Origin of the sequence: Maribacter caenipelagi, assembly GCF_004364175.1 — a bacterium.
GTDB lineage: Bacteria > Bacteroidota > Bacteroidia > Flavobacteriales > Flavobacteriaceae > Maribacter > Maribacter caenipelagi.
Map to the genome: position 1 here is coordinate 102,080 of NZ_SNZW01000018.1, position 18,374 is coordinate 120,453.

The 18,374-nt window shown below is 36.6% G+C and carries 15 protein-coding genes; 11 read left to right on the plus strand and 4 right to left on the minus strand.

Going from position 1 to position 18,374, the window contains the following annotated elements:
- Nucleotides 1–66 precede the first annotated feature (66 nt).
- Nucleotides 67–1,863, minus strand: a complete 1,797-nt coding sequence (locus DFQ03_RS16660; protein WP_133674377.1) for an alpha-amylase family glycosyl hydrolase — start codon at nucleotides 1,861–1,863, stop codon at nucleotides 67–69.
- Nucleotides 1,864–2,062: 199 nt separating this feature from the next.
- Nucleotides 2,063–3,715 (minus strand): sensor histidine kinase, encoded by a 1,653-nt coding sequence (locus DFQ03_RS16665; RefSeq protein WP_133674378.1) that lies wholly within the window; start codon nucleotides 3,713–3,715, stop codon nucleotides 2,063–2,065.
- 369 nt (nucleotides 3,716–4,084) lie between these two features.
- Here DFQ03_RS16665 and DFQ03_RS16670 point away from each other — a divergent pair, with 369 nt between their 5' ends.
- From DFQ03_RS16670 to DFQ03_RS16720, 11 genes are all read left to right on the plus strand, one after another.
- A complete protein-coding gene (locus DFQ03_RS16670) occupies nucleotides 4,085–4,945 on the plus strand; it encodes a sigma-70 family RNA polymerase sigma factor (protein WP_133674379.1) in 861 nt (286 codons plus the stop codon).
- Nucleotides 4,946–5,089: 144 nt separating this feature from the next.
- The gene (locus tag DFQ03_RS16675; RefSeq protein ID WP_133674380.1) at nucleotides 5,090–5,281 is read left to right on the plus strand and encodes a hypothetical protein; all 192 of its coding nucleotides are present in this window, start codon (nucleotides 5,090–5,092) and stop codon (nucleotides 5,279–5,281) included.
- A gap of 44 nt (nucleotides 5,282–5,325) precedes the next feature.
- On the plus strand, nucleotides 5,326–6,141 hold the full coding sequence (gene proC / locus DFQ03_RS16680) for a pyrroline-5-carboxylate reductase (protein WP_133674381.1): 816 nt from the start codon (nucleotides 5,326–5,328) through the stop codon (nucleotides 6,139–6,141).
- A complete protein-coding gene (gene proB / locus DFQ03_RS16685) occupies nucleotides 6,134–6,922 on the plus strand; it encodes a glutamate 5-kinase (protein ID WP_133674382.1) in 789 nt (262 codons plus the stop codon). Before proC ends, proB begins: the two co-directional genes overlap by 8 nt.
- Nucleotides 6,922–8,121, plus strand: coding sequence for a glutamate-5-semialdehyde dehydrogenase (locus DFQ03_RS16690; protein WP_133674383.1), 1,200 nt, complete (start codon nucleotides 6,922–6,924; stop codon nucleotides 8,119–8,121). The genes proB and DFQ03_RS16690 overlap by 1 nt, the downstream gene beginning before the upstream one ends.
- A 35-nt stretch (nucleotides 8,122–8,156) precedes the next feature.
- Nucleotides 8,157–9,008 carry a putative beta-lysine N-acetyltransferase gene (gene ablB / locus DFQ03_RS16695; RefSeq protein ID WP_133674384.1) on the plus strand — a complete coding sequence of 284 codons (852 nt, stop codon included), beginning with the start codon at nucleotides 8,157–8,159 and terminating at the stop codon, nucleotides 9,006–9,008.
- Between the two features lie 183 nt (nucleotides 9,009–9,191).
- Nucleotides 9,192–9,890: an NUDIX hydrolase gene (locus tag DFQ03_RS16700; protein WP_133674385.1), complete on the plus strand. Its 699-nt coding sequence runs from the start codon at nucleotides 9,192–9,194 to the stop codon at nucleotides 9,888–9,890.
- 30 nt (nucleotides 9,891–9,920) lie between these two features.
- Nucleotides 9,921–10,799, plus strand: coding sequence for a sugar phosphate isomerase/epimerase family protein (locus tag DFQ03_RS16705; RefSeq protein ID WP_133674386.1), 879 nt, complete (start codon nucleotides 9,921–9,923; stop codon nucleotides 10,797–10,799).
- 24 nt (nucleotides 10,800–10,823) lie between these two features.
- Complete coding sequence (locus DFQ03_RS16710) at nucleotides 10,824–12,443, plus strand: carboxylesterase/lipase family protein (protein WP_208295931.1); 1,620 nt, start codon at nucleotides 10,824–10,826, stop codon at nucleotides 12,441–12,443.
- A gap of 55 nt (nucleotides 12,444–12,498) precedes the next feature.
- Nucleotides 12,499–14,793 carry a glycoside hydrolase family 3 protein gene (locus DFQ03_RS16715; RefSeq protein WP_133674387.1) on the plus strand — a complete coding sequence of 765 codons (2,295 nt, stop codon included), beginning with the start codon at nucleotides 12,499–12,501 and terminating at the stop codon, nucleotides 14,791–14,793.
- Nucleotides 14,794–14,960: 167 nt separating this feature from the next.
- A complete protein-coding gene (locus DFQ03_RS16720) occupies nucleotides 14,961–15,467 on the plus strand; it encodes a PepSY domain-containing protein (RefSeq protein WP_208295932.1) in 507 nt (168 codons plus the stop codon).
- Between the two features lie 518 nt (nucleotides 15,468–15,985).
- Here the strand turns inward: DFQ03_RS16720 and DFQ03_RS16725 are convergent.
- Entirely contained in the window at nucleotides 15,986–16,516 is a 531-nt protein-coding gene (locus DFQ03_RS16725) for a YceI family protein (RefSeq protein ID WP_133674388.1), read from the minus strand.
- Nucleotides 16,513–18,042: a hypothetical protein gene (locus DFQ03_RS16730; protein ID WP_133674389.1), complete on the minus strand. Its 1,530-nt coding sequence runs from the start codon at nucleotides 18,040–18,042 to the stop codon at nucleotides 16,513–16,515. The genes DFQ03_RS16725 and DFQ03_RS16730 overlap by 4 nt, the downstream gene beginning before the upstream one ends.
- Nucleotides 18,043–18,374 lie beyond the last annotated feature (332 nt).

Below are 18,374 nucleotides of genomic sequence, written 5' to 3' on the forward strand. Positions count from 1 at the left end.
AACGGTTTAATTGTAAGTTTAAAACTACAAAAAAAACATAGGCAGTAATAGATAATTTTAAGACGATTAGGATTTTGTAAAAATCAACGCACCATAAGCGGGAATATTAATTTTCCCCGTCCAATTTTTAGCGTCGGTACTTTCTTCAACTACGGCAACACTATCTACAGGCAATTCTGAAAAATCTTTATCATAAATTTTACTGCCAGCATTGACCCTTAGCTCAAATGGTTCATCTTCATTTAAACCTATACCATAGTTTTCATACTCTTGATTTTTAAAATTCAAAATAACAAGTACTGGTTCTGTAGGATCATTAGCATCGAATCGTGTGTATGCCAATATTTTTGTTTCGTGGTTACTATGTAAAATCTCTATATGTTGACTTCTTAACCCTTTACCACCTTCAATTTCTCCTGTTCTTAACTTGATAATATCTCTAACAAGGTTTTCTATACCCTCATGCTTTTTTTTCTTTTCCCAATCTAAACCTTCGGTATCTTGAAAATATTCATCTTCAATAAATTCTTGACCTTGAAAAATCATTGGAATACCTGGTGCGGTCAATGTTAAAACAATACCCAATAAGGCTCTCTTCTTTGCAAAATCACTTTCTGCATCACCGGGCTGTATTTCTTCTGGCACCCTTGCTTTACCATTGGCAACCTCATCATGAGATTCGGTATATACAATACGGCTAAAGGCATCATTACTATACTTAAATTCTAAGGCATCAACTATTTTCTGTAGGTCTCTACTGTCGTCATGGGTATCTTCTATCACCTCTCTAACCGGATGAACGAAATTCATATCCCACTGCGAACCATATGCTAAACCATCGTGCTCTACAGCATCTGTAACCCTACTATCTCCTTTTAAATCTTCTGCAATGGTTAATACATGTGGATATTTCTCTCTGATTTCTGAATTTATATCCCTCATTAAAACATTGCCTTCTTCAATCTCGGTATCGTAACCTAAACCTCCGCCTTCATAACGAATGTAAGAGGTGGCGTCCATTCGTAAACCATCGCAATGGTATTTTTCTATCCACATTAAGGCATTGTCACGTAAATATTGACGTACTTCTTCTCTACCATAATCTGGTCTGGTGTCTCCCCAAGGGGTTTCGCTTTTATGGTCGTTATAGAAATAAATTCCGCCTTTTTCATTTTCGCTCCATCCATCGAACTGCCATAAATCTACATCTGATGGTCCAAAATGATTATAAACCACATCCATTATTACTGCAATTCCTCTTTTATGCGCTTCGTTTACCAATTTTGCGAATCCGTCAGGCCCACCATAATCTTGCTCAATCGCAAATGGATGTGCTGGATTATAGCCCCATGAAATACCACCTGCAAACTCAGCAACCGGCAACAATTCAATACAGTTAATTCCTAAATTTTTTAAGTAGTCGAGCTTGGCGATTACATCTTCAAATGTACCAACGGCATCTGGTGAAGAACGATTAAAAGTACCTACATGAAGTTCATATATAACCAACTCGTTCCAGCTTGGCATTTTAAAATCGGTATCGTCCCATTCAAAATCTAAGGTTCTAACGATAGAATTACCGTTGCTATTAGTGACCTCAAAAGCATACGGATCGTTTCTCGATAAAAGTTCGCCCTTATATTCAATAAAGAATTTATACTCATCTCCTTCTGATGCCTGATCTGTAATTACAGACCAATACCCATTATCTTCTATTTCAAGTGAAATATCATTTTTAGCCCAGTTATTAAAACTTCCGCCAACGAAGACTTTCTCTGCATTCGGAGCCCACACTCTAAAGGTTACCGTACCATCATTTATGACAGCACCCATACCCGCCGATTTTGTAATTGTTGTATTCATAGGTCAAAAGTAGATTCGAATTCACCTATATAATATCCTTAAAGAAATATGCTTTAACTCAATAAAATTTTCTTTTAAATATTTAGGGTAAAATCGATTTAACACCTCTATTTAAATGAATTACAATGACATACATACTTTACCCAATCGACATAATCGAGTGGGCAGTAAGAGTATTGAATAAGAAACCAGGTGCTATTTATTGTTTTTTAGGAATTATAATTGTAAAAACAGATCCTTTATTTAATTCACCTTTCGCCGTAATAACCCCAAAGTGATTTTGAACTATTTTTTTGACTATGGCCAAACCTATACCTGTACCCACATATTCTTGTTTGGAATGTAATCGTTGAAATACCTCGAATATTTTTTCAGAAAACTGTTCATCGAAACCAATACCATTATCGGTAATCGTAATTTGAACATATTCTTTATCATTTAATAGATTTTCATCTATGGTATTCGCATTGGTAATTATTTCGATTTCTAGAGTGACCACCGGTGGCACATCGCTTTTTGAGTATTTAATGGAGTTAGATAGAAGATTGTACATTAATTGGCGAAATTGAAATTTCACCATTTCGAGCTCAACTGAATTTACTATAGTTATAGTACCATTTTTTTTCTGAAGCTCTTCACCTAAATCACTTTTAACATCTTCTACAAGATTTTTTAAATCGACCGTTTCAAAAATCCTTTTTTCGGTATCAGTGCGCGAGTACGATAACAAATCGTTTATGAGCGATTGCATTCTATTTGCGGCAGATTGTATTTTTTCAAATTTGGTCTTTCCAGAAGTGGAGAGTTTGTCAAATTCGTTTTCCATCAGCACCTCTGAAAACATTTGAATTTTACGTAAAGGCTCTTGTAAATCGTGACTTGAAATATACGCAAAAGACTGAAGCTCTTTATTCATTGCCTCAAGCTTTAAATTACTATCGGCCAACTGTCTTGTACGATTGTCTACCTCTTCTTTTAATTGCTCTGAAAATGATTTTTGCTTGTCAATATTCATACCCGTGCCGATAAAACCAATCATTTTACCTTCTTCGAACTTAGGAACACCTAAAACCTTAAACCACTCGTATTTATCGGTACTATGATTTTTAACTCTATACTCTAATGTAAAACCAGATTGCTCATCTAATGCTTTGGCAAAGCCTGAATACACCACGTCTAAATCATCAGGATGAACTACATCGACCCAAACTTGCCCTGTAAAATCAGATTCGTTTTTTATGCCTACATAATCTAATAATGCCTTATTTGAATATTCTATATTTATTTCATTATCGGTAATCCAAATCCAAACTGGAGATAGGTCTGCCAACTCTCTAAATCTTCGTTCACTTTCTCGTAACCTTCTCTCTGCTAAAACCGCCTCTGTAGTATCTGTTACAATGACTAGTACGCCAGATACATTTCCAGATTCATCTTTAACGGGACTGTAACTAAATGTCCAATAGACATCTTCTATTCTACCATTTCTATGAATAGGTATCATTAAATTCTCTCTCCAAATAGACTCTCCCTTTTTGGTAACTACACTTAGCATAGGGTAAATATCTTTCCAAATTTCTGCCCACGCTTCTGCTCCGTTTAAACCTAAAATTTTAGGGTGTTTGCCATCTATACCCAAAATTGGTCTATAAGCATCATTATAAAATCCTTTTAAGGTGTCGCCCCAAAATAAGAACATTGGGAAAGGAGAATTCAAAATAATGTTTATAGTAGTACGTAAACTCTGCGGCCACCTTTCTGGCGGACCCAGCGGAGTCAACGACCAATCTTTTTCGTGCATTAACTTACCCATCTCGCCACCATCATCAAGAAAATGAAATTCTTTTTTCATAAGGATGCAAAATTGAAATATCTAATTTTAGGATTAAAACATTGAAGATAAATCTCTAAAATGTAACTTAAGAATAACTCTTATCTCAATTACACATTTAAAGCAGTATATACAAATTAAACAAATTTGCAGCTAAATTTTTGACTCAATAAAATAGAATTGCATTTTAATTGTCTATATCACGAAAAAAGATAGCGTCCATAGCGTTTTTAAATAAAAACCGTCAAAATATAATTTTCAAAAACCACCCTTTTTTACTCAAAAACAAGTAAAAAACCCTTTAAAATAGTCAAATTTATCATAAAAAACGTCATTTTCTTGCATTTTAACGAAATTATAGTATGTTATAGGTGAACTTAAAAATAATCTATGCGACAACTAAAGATCACCAAACAAATCACGAACAGAGATTCCATTTCATTAGAAAAATATTTTCAAGAAATCAGTAAAATAGATTTAATTACTGCAGACGAAGAAGTAGAATTGGCAAGAAAAATTCGTGAAGGTGATCAGAAAGCGCTAGACAAATTGGTGAGCGCCAATTTAAGGTTTGTGGTATCTGCCGCCAAGCAATATCAAAATAGAGGGCTACGCTTAACCGACCTTATCAACGAAGGTAATTTAGGGCTAGTAAAGGCTGCTAAGCGTTTTGATGAAACTCGAGGTTTTAAATTTATCTCGTATGCCGTTTGGTGGATTCGCCAATCTATTCTACAGGCACTTTCCAACACTTCACGAATGATTCGGATACCGCAGAATAAAATAGCGGTAAACAGCAAAATCTATCAGGTATATTCTTCTTTAGAACAAGTAAACGAAAGGCCACCGAGTGCCGACGAAATTGCATCAGAATTAGACATGAGCGTTTCGAAAGTAAAAACCTCCATGAAAAACTCAGGAAAATCTATTTCTTTAGATGCTCCTTTTAAAGAAGGAGAATCTTCTTCTTTATATAATGTATTAGAATCTACAAAACTAAATAGCCCTGATAAAGAGATGATCGCCGAATCATTAGAAACGGACATCAATCAAGTGTTGAAAAAAATTCCGGAAAGACAAGGTGATGTTTTACGTCTTTTCTTTGGTTTGGGCAATCAGCCTGCAATGAGCCTTGTTGAAATTGGTGAAGTCTTCGATGTTACTAGAGAACGTGTACGACAAATAAAAGACAAGGGTCTTAAATCTCTTAGACGTTCTTCGAATACCGAATTATTACGCGCCTATCTATAAGTATTACATCAGTATTTACCATTACACGGAAAAACCTTTTCCAACATTCATTCTATCCATTTAAAAATAGTATAACATAAGCTTAACAACTCTAATTTGGAGTTGGTAATGCATATGTTATGTTACTGTTTGAAATATCATTACATGAAATTAATTTATATCAAAAGAGAAAGCAATACTAAAGAATTATACAGAACACGTAACGGACTTAAAAAGTCGAAGGTGACCTCAATTACAAAATATTTTATGGGCATCCCCGTAAAAACCCTGCACACCTACAGACAAATATATTACAGGCGTAAAAACAACGCTATCGAAAAAATGCTATTTATATAATTACACAATCACATATCTATCATCTAATAATTAAAATTGAATTCATGAAAATACTAGTAATAGGAGCCGGCAACATGGGATTGACTTATGCAGAAGGCATGTCGAAATCAAAATTACTTAAGAAGAGAAATATAATGGTGCTCGATACTTCTGAAGAGAAATTGGAAGAACTGCGCGAGAATCCGCAATTCGATGCTTTTGATGATTTAAAAAATTGTGCACCGCAAGCTGATATTATTTTTATCGCCGTAAAACCATATCACGCCGAAAGTGTATTCTTAAAACTGAATCCGCTAGTAAAACCTGGTCAAATTGTAATTTCGATCATGGCCGGTGTTACTATCGATACTATTCAACATTTAACAGGACTCACAAAAATTGTTCGCGCAATGCCAAACCTGCCCGCATCAATTGGTAGAGGACTAACTTCATTCGTAGCCTCTAAAGAAGTAACTAGAATTGAACTGTTAACCATTGAAAGTTTGCTAGACACAACGGGTAAATCAATTCAAGTAAGCAACGAAAACTTCATTGACGCTTCAACCGGTATTTCCGGTAGCGGTCCGGCCTATGTTTTTTACTTTATGCAAAGCATGATGGAAGCTGCCCTAAAAATGGGCTTTACTCCGAATGTATCTAAAGTACTGGTCGCACAGACATTCACTGGAGCTATCGAATTATTTAACCAAAATGAACTTTCCCCAAATTCTTGGATGGACAAAGTTGCCAGTAAAGGTGGTACTACTCGTGCAGCACTAGATTCTATGGAAAACAATAATGTAGGTGAACTTATAAAAGAAGCAGCTTTCGCAGCATTTGAACGTGCAGTCGAACTCGGAAAAGAAAAGGTAAATGTATAAACAGAAAATTGTAATTAAGGTAGGCACCAACGTAATGACCAATAAGGACAATCGTATTGTGAGACCGGTATTGCGAAATTTGGTACAACAGATTGCTGAATTATATGAACAAGATATTTTAACCGTACTCGTTTCTTCGGGTTCGGTAATTGCAGGCCGCGAGGTTTTAGGTGCATCAACTATTGAAAATGACACACAGCGCAGGCAGGTTTATTCTGCTATTGGGCAACCACGCATGATGCGTCTGTACTATAACATTTTTCATGATTATGGTATGAAATGCGCTCAAGTACTTCCAACAAAGCGAGATTTCACGCCAGGTGTACATCGCCAAAATATGATTAATTGTGTAGAAGGTCTATTGTCTGAAGGCGTTATTCCAATAGCTAATGAAGATGATGCCGTTTCGGTTACCATGAGCATGTTTTCTGATAATGATGAGCTAGCAAGTTTAATTGCGCAACTTATCGATGCAGATAAACTGATTATTCTAACTGATATTGACGGACTCTATACGGGTAACCCAAATGCAGAAAGTAGCGATCTTATCGAACATGTAAATCCTGAAGAGAATTTAGATCAATTTATACAGGATAACAACAAAAAAGCTGGTGAAGGCCGTGGTGGTATGGGCTCAAAATTAGATTACGCACAACAGGCAGCAGCTAAAAACATACCAACTTACATCGCCAACGGTAAAAAAGACCGAACGATCATTGATATTATAGAAGGAAAAAATGTGGGTACGAAAGTAACCTTAGAAGAAAAAGCAGAAGCATAATGAAAATAATTTCAACAGAAATAAAAAATAAGGTTTTAGATAGTATGATGCGACTTTTAGATGACAACCGCAGCAGTATTCTCGAAGCCAACAAGAAAGATTTAGATCTATTTAATGTAGCAGATCAAGCCATGTACGATCGTTTGATTGTTACCGAAGATAAGATTGACGGAATGATGACTTCTATTAAAGAAGTAAGATTACAAGAAGACCCAGTGGGCAAAACCATTTCGAAGCAGCAACTAGAAAACGGATTGGATATTACCAACAAAACAGCTCCATTTGGCACCATTATGATCATTTATGAATCTAGACCAGATGTAACGATAGAGGCAGCTGTTCTTGCATTTAAAGCGAACAATAAAATTTTATTGAAAGGCGGTAAAGAAGCCTTGCACAGTAATACCATTCTTGTAGAACTTTGGCATAAGGCTTTAGCCGAAAACAAACTTTCTAACGATTTCATTCAGCAATTGAATATGAATAGGGAAGAAACGCAAAATTTCTTAAAAAATCCTACCGAAAAACTGGATCTTATAGTACCTAGAGGAGGTGAACGCTTGATCAATTTTGTAAAAGAATATGCCAAATGCGCAGTTCTGGTAAGTGGTAGAGGTAATAACTTTTTGTTTGTAGATAAAGAGGCCGATTGGGAAAAGAGTGTGAAAGTAATTATGAATGCCAAGACCGAAAAAATATCGGCTTGTAATGCATTGGACAAAATATTGATTAATTCCAATATTGAAAACTACGAACAGAAATTGACAGATATTTATCAGCTTTTAAATGCAAAAGGGGTAGAAACTTTGGTAGATGCCGATGTAAATAATATTCTAAAAGACGCCCAGCAAATAAAAGATGACGCTATTTGGAAAGAAGAGTTCCTTGCAATGAAGTGTTGCTTAGGCTCGGTTGAATCTCTCGATGAAGCAGTCGAAAAAATAAACCATAATTCTGGCGGACATTCCGCTACGATTATGACCGCGAATAAAAATACAGCTCTGCAATTTATGGAAGAGGTAGATTGTGCCGCCGTATATCAAAATGCTTCTACACGTTTTACCGATGGTGGCCAAATGGGTGTGGGTGCAGAGTTAGCGATTAGTACAGATAAATTGCACCATCGTGGTCCGTTGGGTCTAAAACAATTGGTCACCAACAAATATTATGTATTCGGCGATGGTCAAATTCGCGAATAGTAAACGGAATACTTCACAAAAGTAAATCGAAATTGATGTTCGAAATAATTGAAAATATAGACGGTGCATTGGTCTATCATGGTATTATGCACAACCGAATCTATTTTTCTGAAGCCGATAATGTCAACTTAGATAATCTGCTTCAAAAAATAAAAGACCTAGCTAAAAAGAAGCGGTATGAGAAAATTCTAGGCAAGGCATCTGAAAAAGAGCTGAACGTATTAAAATCAAAAGGTTTTATAATGGAAGCCAAAATTCCCGGTCTTTACCATGGTAATGTAGATGGTTATTTTCTAGCTGAATACCCTAACAAGCAACGTTATGCTAATGACGAGAAAAACTTAAAAACGATTGCTACGGTTAAAACGATAGCGAAGGCAGCCAATAGTTCGCATTCAAATTCTTATTTTGAAATGCCGGTCGACTTCATTATTGAAAAGCTAACTTCATCTGAATTTGAAAGCTTAGAAGATTTGTATCAAAAAGCCTATAAATATCATCCTCATCAAATAAAAGATGCTACCTATTTCTCTAAACTTAAAGAGTTGAATCACCAGTTTTATGGATTATTCCAAAACGGAGAGTTGCTCGTTTCTGCCATTTTATCAATAAATGAAACGGAATCTAATATGGAGATTGTTGATTTTATTACCCACCCAAACTACAGAGGTCAAAATCTTTCTTATTTCTTAGTACAAGAAATTAAACAGCAAATGGATGATTTGAAATGTAAAACGGTTTATACTATGGTAAGAGCAACCTCATATGGATTGAATATTACTTTTAGCAAGCACGGTTTTCTTCTTGCAGGTACTTTGACCAATAATTGTAAAGTTTTAGATACTATGGAAAGTATGAATGTGTGGTACTTTAAAAAAGAAGCTTAAAAGAGCTTCAAACTACAAACTTCTTTGTTGAAACATAGCACAAAATGAGCCTAAAATGAATGGAATGATTGTTCATTTTAAGCTCATTTTATCTATTGTCTCACTTTATGACAATAATTCTTTGATTACACGGTTTTTTGTGCTTTATTTGAAAAACACAACTTAAATTTATCAAATTCATTAATGAAAGGTATCAAAAATATGAAATTCATCCCTAACCTTTCTTATGATTGCGTAATCTTCGGATTTAATGGTAAAACGTTAAAAATACTCATTTTAGAGTATCACAATACTGGTTTATTTGCACTTCCGGGAGGATTTATTAAAAAAAACCAAAGTCTACAAGATGCTGTAAATAAGGGTGTTGAAGAACGTACAGGAATAAAAGATGTTTTCTTAGATCAATTTCAAATTTTTGGAGATCCCGAAAGAGCTGACCCTATTGCCATGCGCCGCATTTTAGAAGCAAATAATCAAGATTTGAAAAAAAATGAGTGGATGATGGGGCGGTTTATAACCGTAGGTCATTATGCACTTATAAATTACGAAGATGTTGATCCAAAACCAGACCATCTATCGGATAGTATTGATTGGTATGATATCAATAGTGTACCAAAATTAATGATGGATCATAACGAAATTGTAGATAGAGCTCTTGAAGTACTTCGTAATAATATAAGTGAGAAAATTATAGGAATGAACCTGCTTCCTCCTAAATTTACTATGAAGCAGTTACAACAAGTCTTCGAAGCTATTTTAGACCAAACACTAAGACGTACCAGTTTTCAACGTAAAATGTTGTCTCTAGATATATTACAAAGGCATGAAAAGCTTTTTGAAGGTAAAGCTCACAAAGCTCCATACCTATACAGTTTCAAATAAAATTAAATACTTAAACTAACAACAACAACAATGAAAAAATCAACACTCAACAACTTATTAAAATGTACTGTTTTAGCAGTTTTTATGCTCGGAACACTAACCACTTATGCGCAAAAGAAATTTGGCGGCCTAGCGCTTTATACTGTTAGAGACGATATGGGTACCGATGCAAAGGCTACACTAAAAGCCGTTTCAGATGCAGGTTATAAAAATATAGAAGCTGCCGGTTATGAAGACGGCAAATATTATGGTATGACACCGGCAGATTTTAAAGGGCTATTAAAATCCCTTAAATTGAAGCCTATTAGTACTCACCAAAGTGCAGTGACCCTTGATAATGCAGATAAAATGATGGCAGATGCCAAAGCTGCCGGTTTCAAGTATTTCGTAGTTCCAATTCCGCCAATGGGTATGTTCACTTTTAATCAGGAGAATATGACTATGGGTATGACAGGTACTGTAGAAGATTTGGCAAAAATTCTTACCACTCTTGGGGAAAAGGCTAATAAAGCAGGGTTAAAATTACTCTACCATAATCATGACTTCGAGTTCAAGAAGAATTCTGCTGGCATTGTTCCAATTGACTATTTATTAGAAAATGTAGACCCTAAATTATTGAACTTTCAGATGGATTTATATTGGGTAACCAAAGCTGGTGCCAACCCTATTGCTTATTTCAACAAATACCCAGGTCGTTTTAAAATATGGCACGTTAAAGATATGGACGAACAAGGTAGATTTGCACCTGTTGGCAAGGGCTCTATAGGTTTTAATAATATTTTGGCCAATAAAGCCCTTTCTGGTATGAAGTATTATATGGTAGAGCAGGATATGACTTTCGACGGATTAAAACCCTTAGATGCCATTAAAATTAGTCATGACGGATTAGAAGAAATAGGCTTCAAATAGTCTCACAGCCAACAAACTAACATTATGAAAAATTCAATTCAATTAATGACCGCAATAGTCATTACGATTCTTTGCACCCCAATTTCTGCTCAAGATGTTGTGCTTACCGGTTCTCAAGTTCCCGTAACTGATACTGAAAACGGACAAATACGTGGTTATATTCACAATGATATAACTACCTTCAAGGGCATTCCTTATGCTCAAGCAAAAAGGTTTGAAGCTGCTGAAAACCCAGTAAAATGGGAAGGTGTAAAAAGCACCACTATGTATGGTCCGGTAGCTCCTTTATTAAATCCTACGACAGCTATTCAAGATGAGTCAGAGTTCGTATTCGATCACGATTGGGGATTTCCAAATGAAGACTGCCTTAGCCTGAATGTATGGACACCCGAAGCATCTACCGCTAAAAAGAGACCTGTTCTTTTTTGGATTCACGGTGGTGGTTTCACTGCTGGTTCTAGTCATGAACTACCATCTTACGACGGTGAAAACTTGGCAAAAAAAGGTGATGTCGTAGTCGTATCAATCAATCATAGATTAAATATTTTAGGCTTTTTAGATTTATCCGCCCAAGGCGAAAAATACCAACACTCTGCCAACAACAGTATTCTTGATATGGTAAAGGCGCTGGAATGGGTGAAAAACAATATTGAGAATTTTGGTGGTGATCCTAATAACGTAACCATTTTTGGTCAATCTGGCGGTGGTGCAAAAGTAACTACACTTATGTCTATGCCCAAAGCGCAAGGCTTATTTCATAAAGCTATCAATCAAAGTGGATCTTTTAGAACGGCAATGTTAGAAAAAGAAGACACCCAGGCAATTGCGGCAGAAACATTGAGCATATTAGGATTGAATGCCACTAACATAGATAGTATTCAAAAAATCCCTTTTGAAGTATTGGCTAAAGCTGGTGAAAAAGCCCTTAAAATTGTTGGGGAAAAAATGAAATCCGAAAGAAAACCGGTTATAGGTTTCGGATTAAATTGGGGACCAAGTAGAGATGGTAACGATCTTCCATATCAACTGAATGCAAAAGAGGCTTTGGCTTTATCTAAAGATGTACCATTAATGCTAGGCACGGCAAAAAACGAATTTGCTCCTTTTGCCAATATGCGTTTTGTAGGTGCTTCAGAAGAAACAATAATGGAACATATTAAAAACACATACAAAGAGAAATCTGATGACTATATAAAGGCGGTAAAAAAAGCATACCCTAATGATACCGACCCTAAAGACTTACTAGATGTAGATACCATGTTTAGACCTGGTGCTGTTATACAAGCGAATGAAAAATCTGCCCTTGTCGGTGGTGCAGATGTTTATATGTACTTGTTTACATGGCAATCGCCCGTTTTCGATGGCAAATATAAAGCGTTACATTGTATGGAATTACCATTCGTCTTTGATAATATTGATCTTGCCAATCAAATGACCGGTGGCGGCAAAGAAGCTCATGTATTGGCCGACAAAATGAGTAATGCTTGGCTGAATTTTGCAAAAACGGGAAACCCCAATCATATGGGACTACCCGAATGGCCCGCTTATAACGACAGCAATACGGCAACGATGCATTTTAATGTTACTTGTGAGGTGAAGCCACAACTAGATAAAGAATTATTCAATATTGTTTTAGGAAATTAAAACTGTTGTTGACAGCATTTAAATTCCTTACATATCAATTTAACATATACATTAAATGAAAAAATCAACCCTTAAATTTAGTACAGCTACCCTCATCATACTTACGATGATGACCAGTTGTGGTGAAAAATATACGGCAGAAATTAAAGAAGGAGTTACTATAGTGAAAAATGAAGATGGTGCCACCTTAGGATACTCAACAGTATCTGGAATTTCCATTATTGTGCAAGACAGATATGCGTTTAAAGATTTGAATAAAAATGGAACGCTTGACAGATATGAAGATTGGCGTTTACCAGTATCGGAACGTGCCAAAGATTTAGCTAGCCAAATGAGTTTAGAAGATATTGCGGGCCTTATGCTGTATAGTTCGCATCAATCCCTGCCTGGTAGCAGCCGTGGTTTTGGATCGTCTACCTATGACGGTAAGCCTTTTCCAGAAGGTGGTGCTGTGGCAAGCGACCTATCTGATGAGCAAAAGAAATTCTTGACCGATGATCATTTGCGTCATGTATTGATTACCTCTGTTGAAAGTCCGGCAATTGCTGCTCAATGGAATAATAATGCACAAGCCTTTGCTGAAGGATTGTATTTAGGTATTCCAGTAAATAACAGTTCGGATCCACGACATGGCAGTGATTCTTATGCAGAATTTAATGCAGGTGCCGGCGGTGCCATTTCTATGTGGCCTGGTACTTTGGGCATTGCTGCGTCTTTTGATCCAGCATTAATGAAACAATTTGGAGAAATAGGATCTAAAGAGTATCGCGCTTTAGGAATTGCAACATCGCTTTCTCCACAAATAGACTTAGCTACAGAACCACGTTGGAGCCGTTTTGACGGTACCATGGGCGAAGACCCAGATTTGGCTACCGATTTGGCACGTGCCTACGTAGATGGGTTTCAGTCTACCGATGGTGGTGATTGGGGTATGCAGAGTGTAAATGCCATGGTAAAACATTGGCCTGGTGGCGGACCAGAAGAAGGTGGTCGTGATGGTCATTTTGGGTATGGCGCTTATGCCGTTTACCCTGGTAAAAATATTTCAGACCACATGAAACCGTTTACCGAAGGTGCCTTTAAACTAGATGGTCCTACTAAAAAGGCTGCTGCCGTAATGCCCTATTATACGATATCTACAGGTGAAGGTGAAAATGTAGCCAATGGGTATAACAAGTATTTAATCACCGATATCTTAAGAGGTAAATACGGTTATGAAGGTGTATTATGTACAGATTGGGGCATTACTAGAGATATTACTTCAGTATCTAAATTTGAAGGAAAACCTTTTGGTGTAGAAAGCTTATCTGTTGCAGAACGTCATTATAAGGCTATTGCAGCAGGAATGGACCAATTTGGAGGAAATAATGACATGGGTCCGGTTTTGGAAGCTTATAAACTAGGTGTTGCAGCAATGGGCGAAGAAGCAATGCGCGAACGATTTGAAGCTTCGGCAGTACGCTTATTAACGAATATCTTTAGAGTCGGACTATTTGAAAATCCGTATTTAGATGTAGCGGAAACCAGTAAAATTGTGGGGAACAGTGAGTTTATGAAAGCTGGTTTTGATGCACAATTGAAATCAATTATAATGTTGAAGAATAATGGCAAAACTTTGCCTATTAAAGACAAAAAGAAGGTATATGTACCACAACGTTATGTAGCCCCTAGCACCAACTGGTGGGGTATGACTTCTGAACCAAAAATTGTAGATGCTTTTAATATGGAAGTAGTAGCCAAATACTTTGATGTGGTAGAAACTCCAGAAGAAGCAGACATTGCCTTGGTAGGTATTTATAGCCCAGATGGTGGTGTTGGTTACAACAGTGGCGATTTAGAACAAGGAGGTAATGGCTATGTACCTATTAGCTTGCAATATGGTGATTATACCGCAGATACCGCTCGTGAAGTGAGTTTGGCCGGCGGTAGTCCGTTAGAAGATTTCACCAATAGAACCTATAAAGGAAAATCGGTAAAAACGATAAACACTTCAGATATGCAATTGGTAAATGATACCAAAGCGAAGATGGGAGAAAAGCCCGTAATCGTTTCTGTAAAGGTTGGTAAACCAATGATTTTTTCTGAAATAGAAGGTAGTGCTTCGGCCATATTGGTGCACATGGGTGTGCAAGACCAAGCTCTAATGGAAATTATTACTGGCGCTGCAGAACCTTCTGCCCTGCTTCCTTTTCAAATGCCTGCCGATATGTTAACGGTAGAAGCGCAATTTGAAGATGTACCAAGAGATATGAAACCATATACCGATGCCGATGGCAATTCTTATGATTTTGCATACGGCTTAAATTGGAACGGTGTTATCGAAGATGAACGGGTAAGTGCTTATAAATAATTACAACTATCAAACAACGGAGATTGCCCCGAAGAGATTTTTCTCTTTGGGGTTTTCTTTTTTAAATACTTTCTAATTAAACCTTTCATCCCAAACATTGTCTTAATCATATATAAAATTATGTACCTATTTTTGATTACTAAACACCAACTTTTAAAAAATGAAAAATGAAAATGACCACAAGTTTACGCATGAGAATTATACACAGATATTTAGGCTTCTTTTTAGCGGGTATCATGGCGATGTACTCCATCAGCGGAATCATTATGATTTTTAGAAACACCGATTTTCTAAAGCACCAAGAAGTATCAGAACGGCAATTAGAACCTAATTTGACCGGAGGCGAACTGAGCCCAAAATTACGTATGGCCGTCAAAGTAGATAAAAAAGAAGGCGATGTACTTTACTTTAAGGATGGAAATTACAATACCAAAACGGGTATGGCTACCATAACAAAAATGGAACTTCCCTTTATCCTTGACAAAATGGAACACCTACATAAGGCAACTACCAATAGCCCTGTTTACTGGTTGAATATAATGTTCGGACTCTCATTACTCTTTTTCGTAATATCCTCTTTTTGGATGTTCATGCCAAAAACTACTGTTTTCAAAAAAGGACTCTATTTCTCACTTGGCGGCATATTACTGACCATTATTTTGCTTTTCGTATAATTATTTAAGATAAATTGATATCAAAACCGCTTTAAAGACATTTCTTTAAAGCGGTTTTTTGGTTTGTGATAAACACTGCTACCATCAAGAACCCACCCCTAGCCCCTCCCAAGAGGGGAATGGATTGTGCCATTTATTGAGCATTTTTGATAAAACAAATACAGTGACTCTAATAAAATCCAATCTTCAAAGCAACCAAAAAAACGCAAAAAAAAAGAAAACCTCCCCTCTCGGGAGGGGATTGATGGGTGGGTGCTACGGTGATGATGATTTTAATAAATACGCTAACTCAAATGGATCCACCCCTAGCCCCTCCAAGGAGGGGAACAGTTTCTGACTTGAAACAAACTTTTTAGATAAAAGCAGACGTGGTGACTCTTAGAAATCCAATCTCCCAAAGCAACCAAAAAAAACGCAAAAAAAAAGAAAACCTCCCCTCTCGGGAGGGGATTGAGGGGTGGGTGAATACTAAACGCCGTTCTCACATATTTTAAAAATACTTCTCAAAATCAAATAGCTCACTTAAAAGATGCAGCAATACTTACCAAAACTTCGTTCGCTAGTGTTAGACTGTCTCCGCCAATACCAAAATCTTGTCTATTAATTTCAAAATCCGCTGATATAAGTATTCTATTTAAGTCACGTTCCATAGTTAATGGAATATGTATTTCCCGTTCTACATTTTTTATAACCAACTTAAACACCGTATCTATAGACTTTCCTTTTTGGGCTTCACAGTAAAGCAATTCCATCCAGATTTCTGGATAAAGTTCTATATCGAAATAATCATCATTTTTAAGGTGTTCATCCCTAAGGGAAATACCTGTATGTATAGAAGCTACTTTTAACTTTCCGTTCAGTTTTTTGATTTTACAATTCGATTGTTGTAATTCCATTTCTGCCTTTACATCATCAAAATATCCGTTTACCCAAAATCCTGCATTCTTAACCTTAAAATTTACGGTGGCTTCTTCTAGCACCAATTTTTGTGCAATAGCGGAACAACTACATAGAAAAATAAATATCAATGTAAAATAGCTGCTTTTCATAGACTATTGACGTAGGCAATTAATGCTTGTTTATTTTCGGTAGAAAGTTCTAACCCAAATGGATGACCTTCAACTTTTTGACTTGTATTATAGGTTGCGTTATACCCTGTGCGCTCAAAATTATCCTGTAAACGCTCTTTGCTCAACAGTTCTTCTAAACTGCTAATACTACCATCATGTAGCAAGGCCTGCCTATTCCAAACACCAATTAAAGATGGCACCTTGTAAAACCCTGTTCCCCTCCTAGTACTCATTGCCAATTGCGGATCGGTACCTACAGATATATCAAAAATATCAAGCTTGCTTTTATATGATTTAGGAAACGTAAAACCATCTACCGGCAACAACATATTATTGGAAAAATATGGCGGAGCGTGGCAAGTAACACAACCTTCTTTAGCAAAAATACGCTGCCCTTTATTCACTAGTTCTTCGGGTTGTGAAATAGGGTTTTTGGGTGCGTTCAAACTATAAATATATTTGGCAAGGGCATATAACTGTGCGTCGGAATATCGTCTACCCGCCCGCATCGGATTTTCTTGCTCATTGGGCCAAGGGCGCAGCATGTTATAATCATTGTACTTGCTCATAAAATCCGTTTCTTCGTTAAATGTGGCATACAACATTAAATCTTCGATTGATCTATGGCGCATGAGTCCCGTATGATCTAAGTACTTCCTATCCTTTAAGTTATATAGATCTGGTATACTTGCCGGTGTTCCAATATTTGTACCATGTCTATGCACTACACCGCTAGGGGCTCTATCAATATTCTCTATAAAATCTTCGGGTGACATGTCCAATAATCGTTGCTGTGCTACAGATTTGATCCACGGTGCCCCAAACAGAAACATTTTATCTCCAAAGAGTCCCTGCATAATTTGTTCTTGCGGAACATTCTGGCTTCTGGCATTACCTAATAAACCTCTTAAATCTTCCGCATAATCGGGATCGAAAGGAAAATTGCCTTGTGCGCCTTTAATTATAGAACTATCGGGCATTATTTTAGTATGGCACATAACGCAAGAACGCCCTGTTATAAGTAACACCCCTTTTTCCGGAACTACCAATTTATAAAATGGAATAATACCGTCTTTACCAACCGGTAACTTTTCTTTATCGTGCAATAAAGTCAACCTTGTTAGAAAAGTGGAGTCTAAAGGGCGTAGCGATAAGCTATAATCAAAAACCAGTTCACCCGCTTTTACCCAATCTTCATTAGAGGTCAATTCATCTTCCTTGAATACCACTTCTGGCTCTAATTGTGATAAGCTCTCATAATATCCCTCAGGCTCTCTTCCTGGTAGATATACAGGATATGATTTATATATTTCTTGGGTTGCCAGTTTTTCATACTGATCTTCTGGCACGTAATTTATACTGATTGTACTATCTGCCAACGGCACATACACTCCTTCAAGATATTTTTTAATGTACGGTTTTGGAATATCAATAGTAACGACCATAAAACCAAACAAGGTTGTTAGTGCTATACAAGTCAGTAGCACTTGGTATAATGTTCTCATAATGTGATGGTTAAATTATTAATTTACAATTCATATTAAAATATTTGCATCAAAATTTTATGTATCGTTCAGAAAACATTGCAGATGGTAGAAAAAACCGATTTTTTGGTAAAGCGATTAATTTAAGAATATGTATAAAGGATGAATGACCCACCCCTAGCCCCTCCCAAGAGGGTAACAGTTAGTGACTTTTATTATACCGTTTAGACAAAATAGATGTAGTAACTCTTAAAATCTATTCTCCCAAAGCAACCTACAAACCCGCAACCAAAGACGAAAACCTCCCCTCTCGGGAGGGGATTGAGGGGTGGGTGATTGCGTAATGAAGTTTT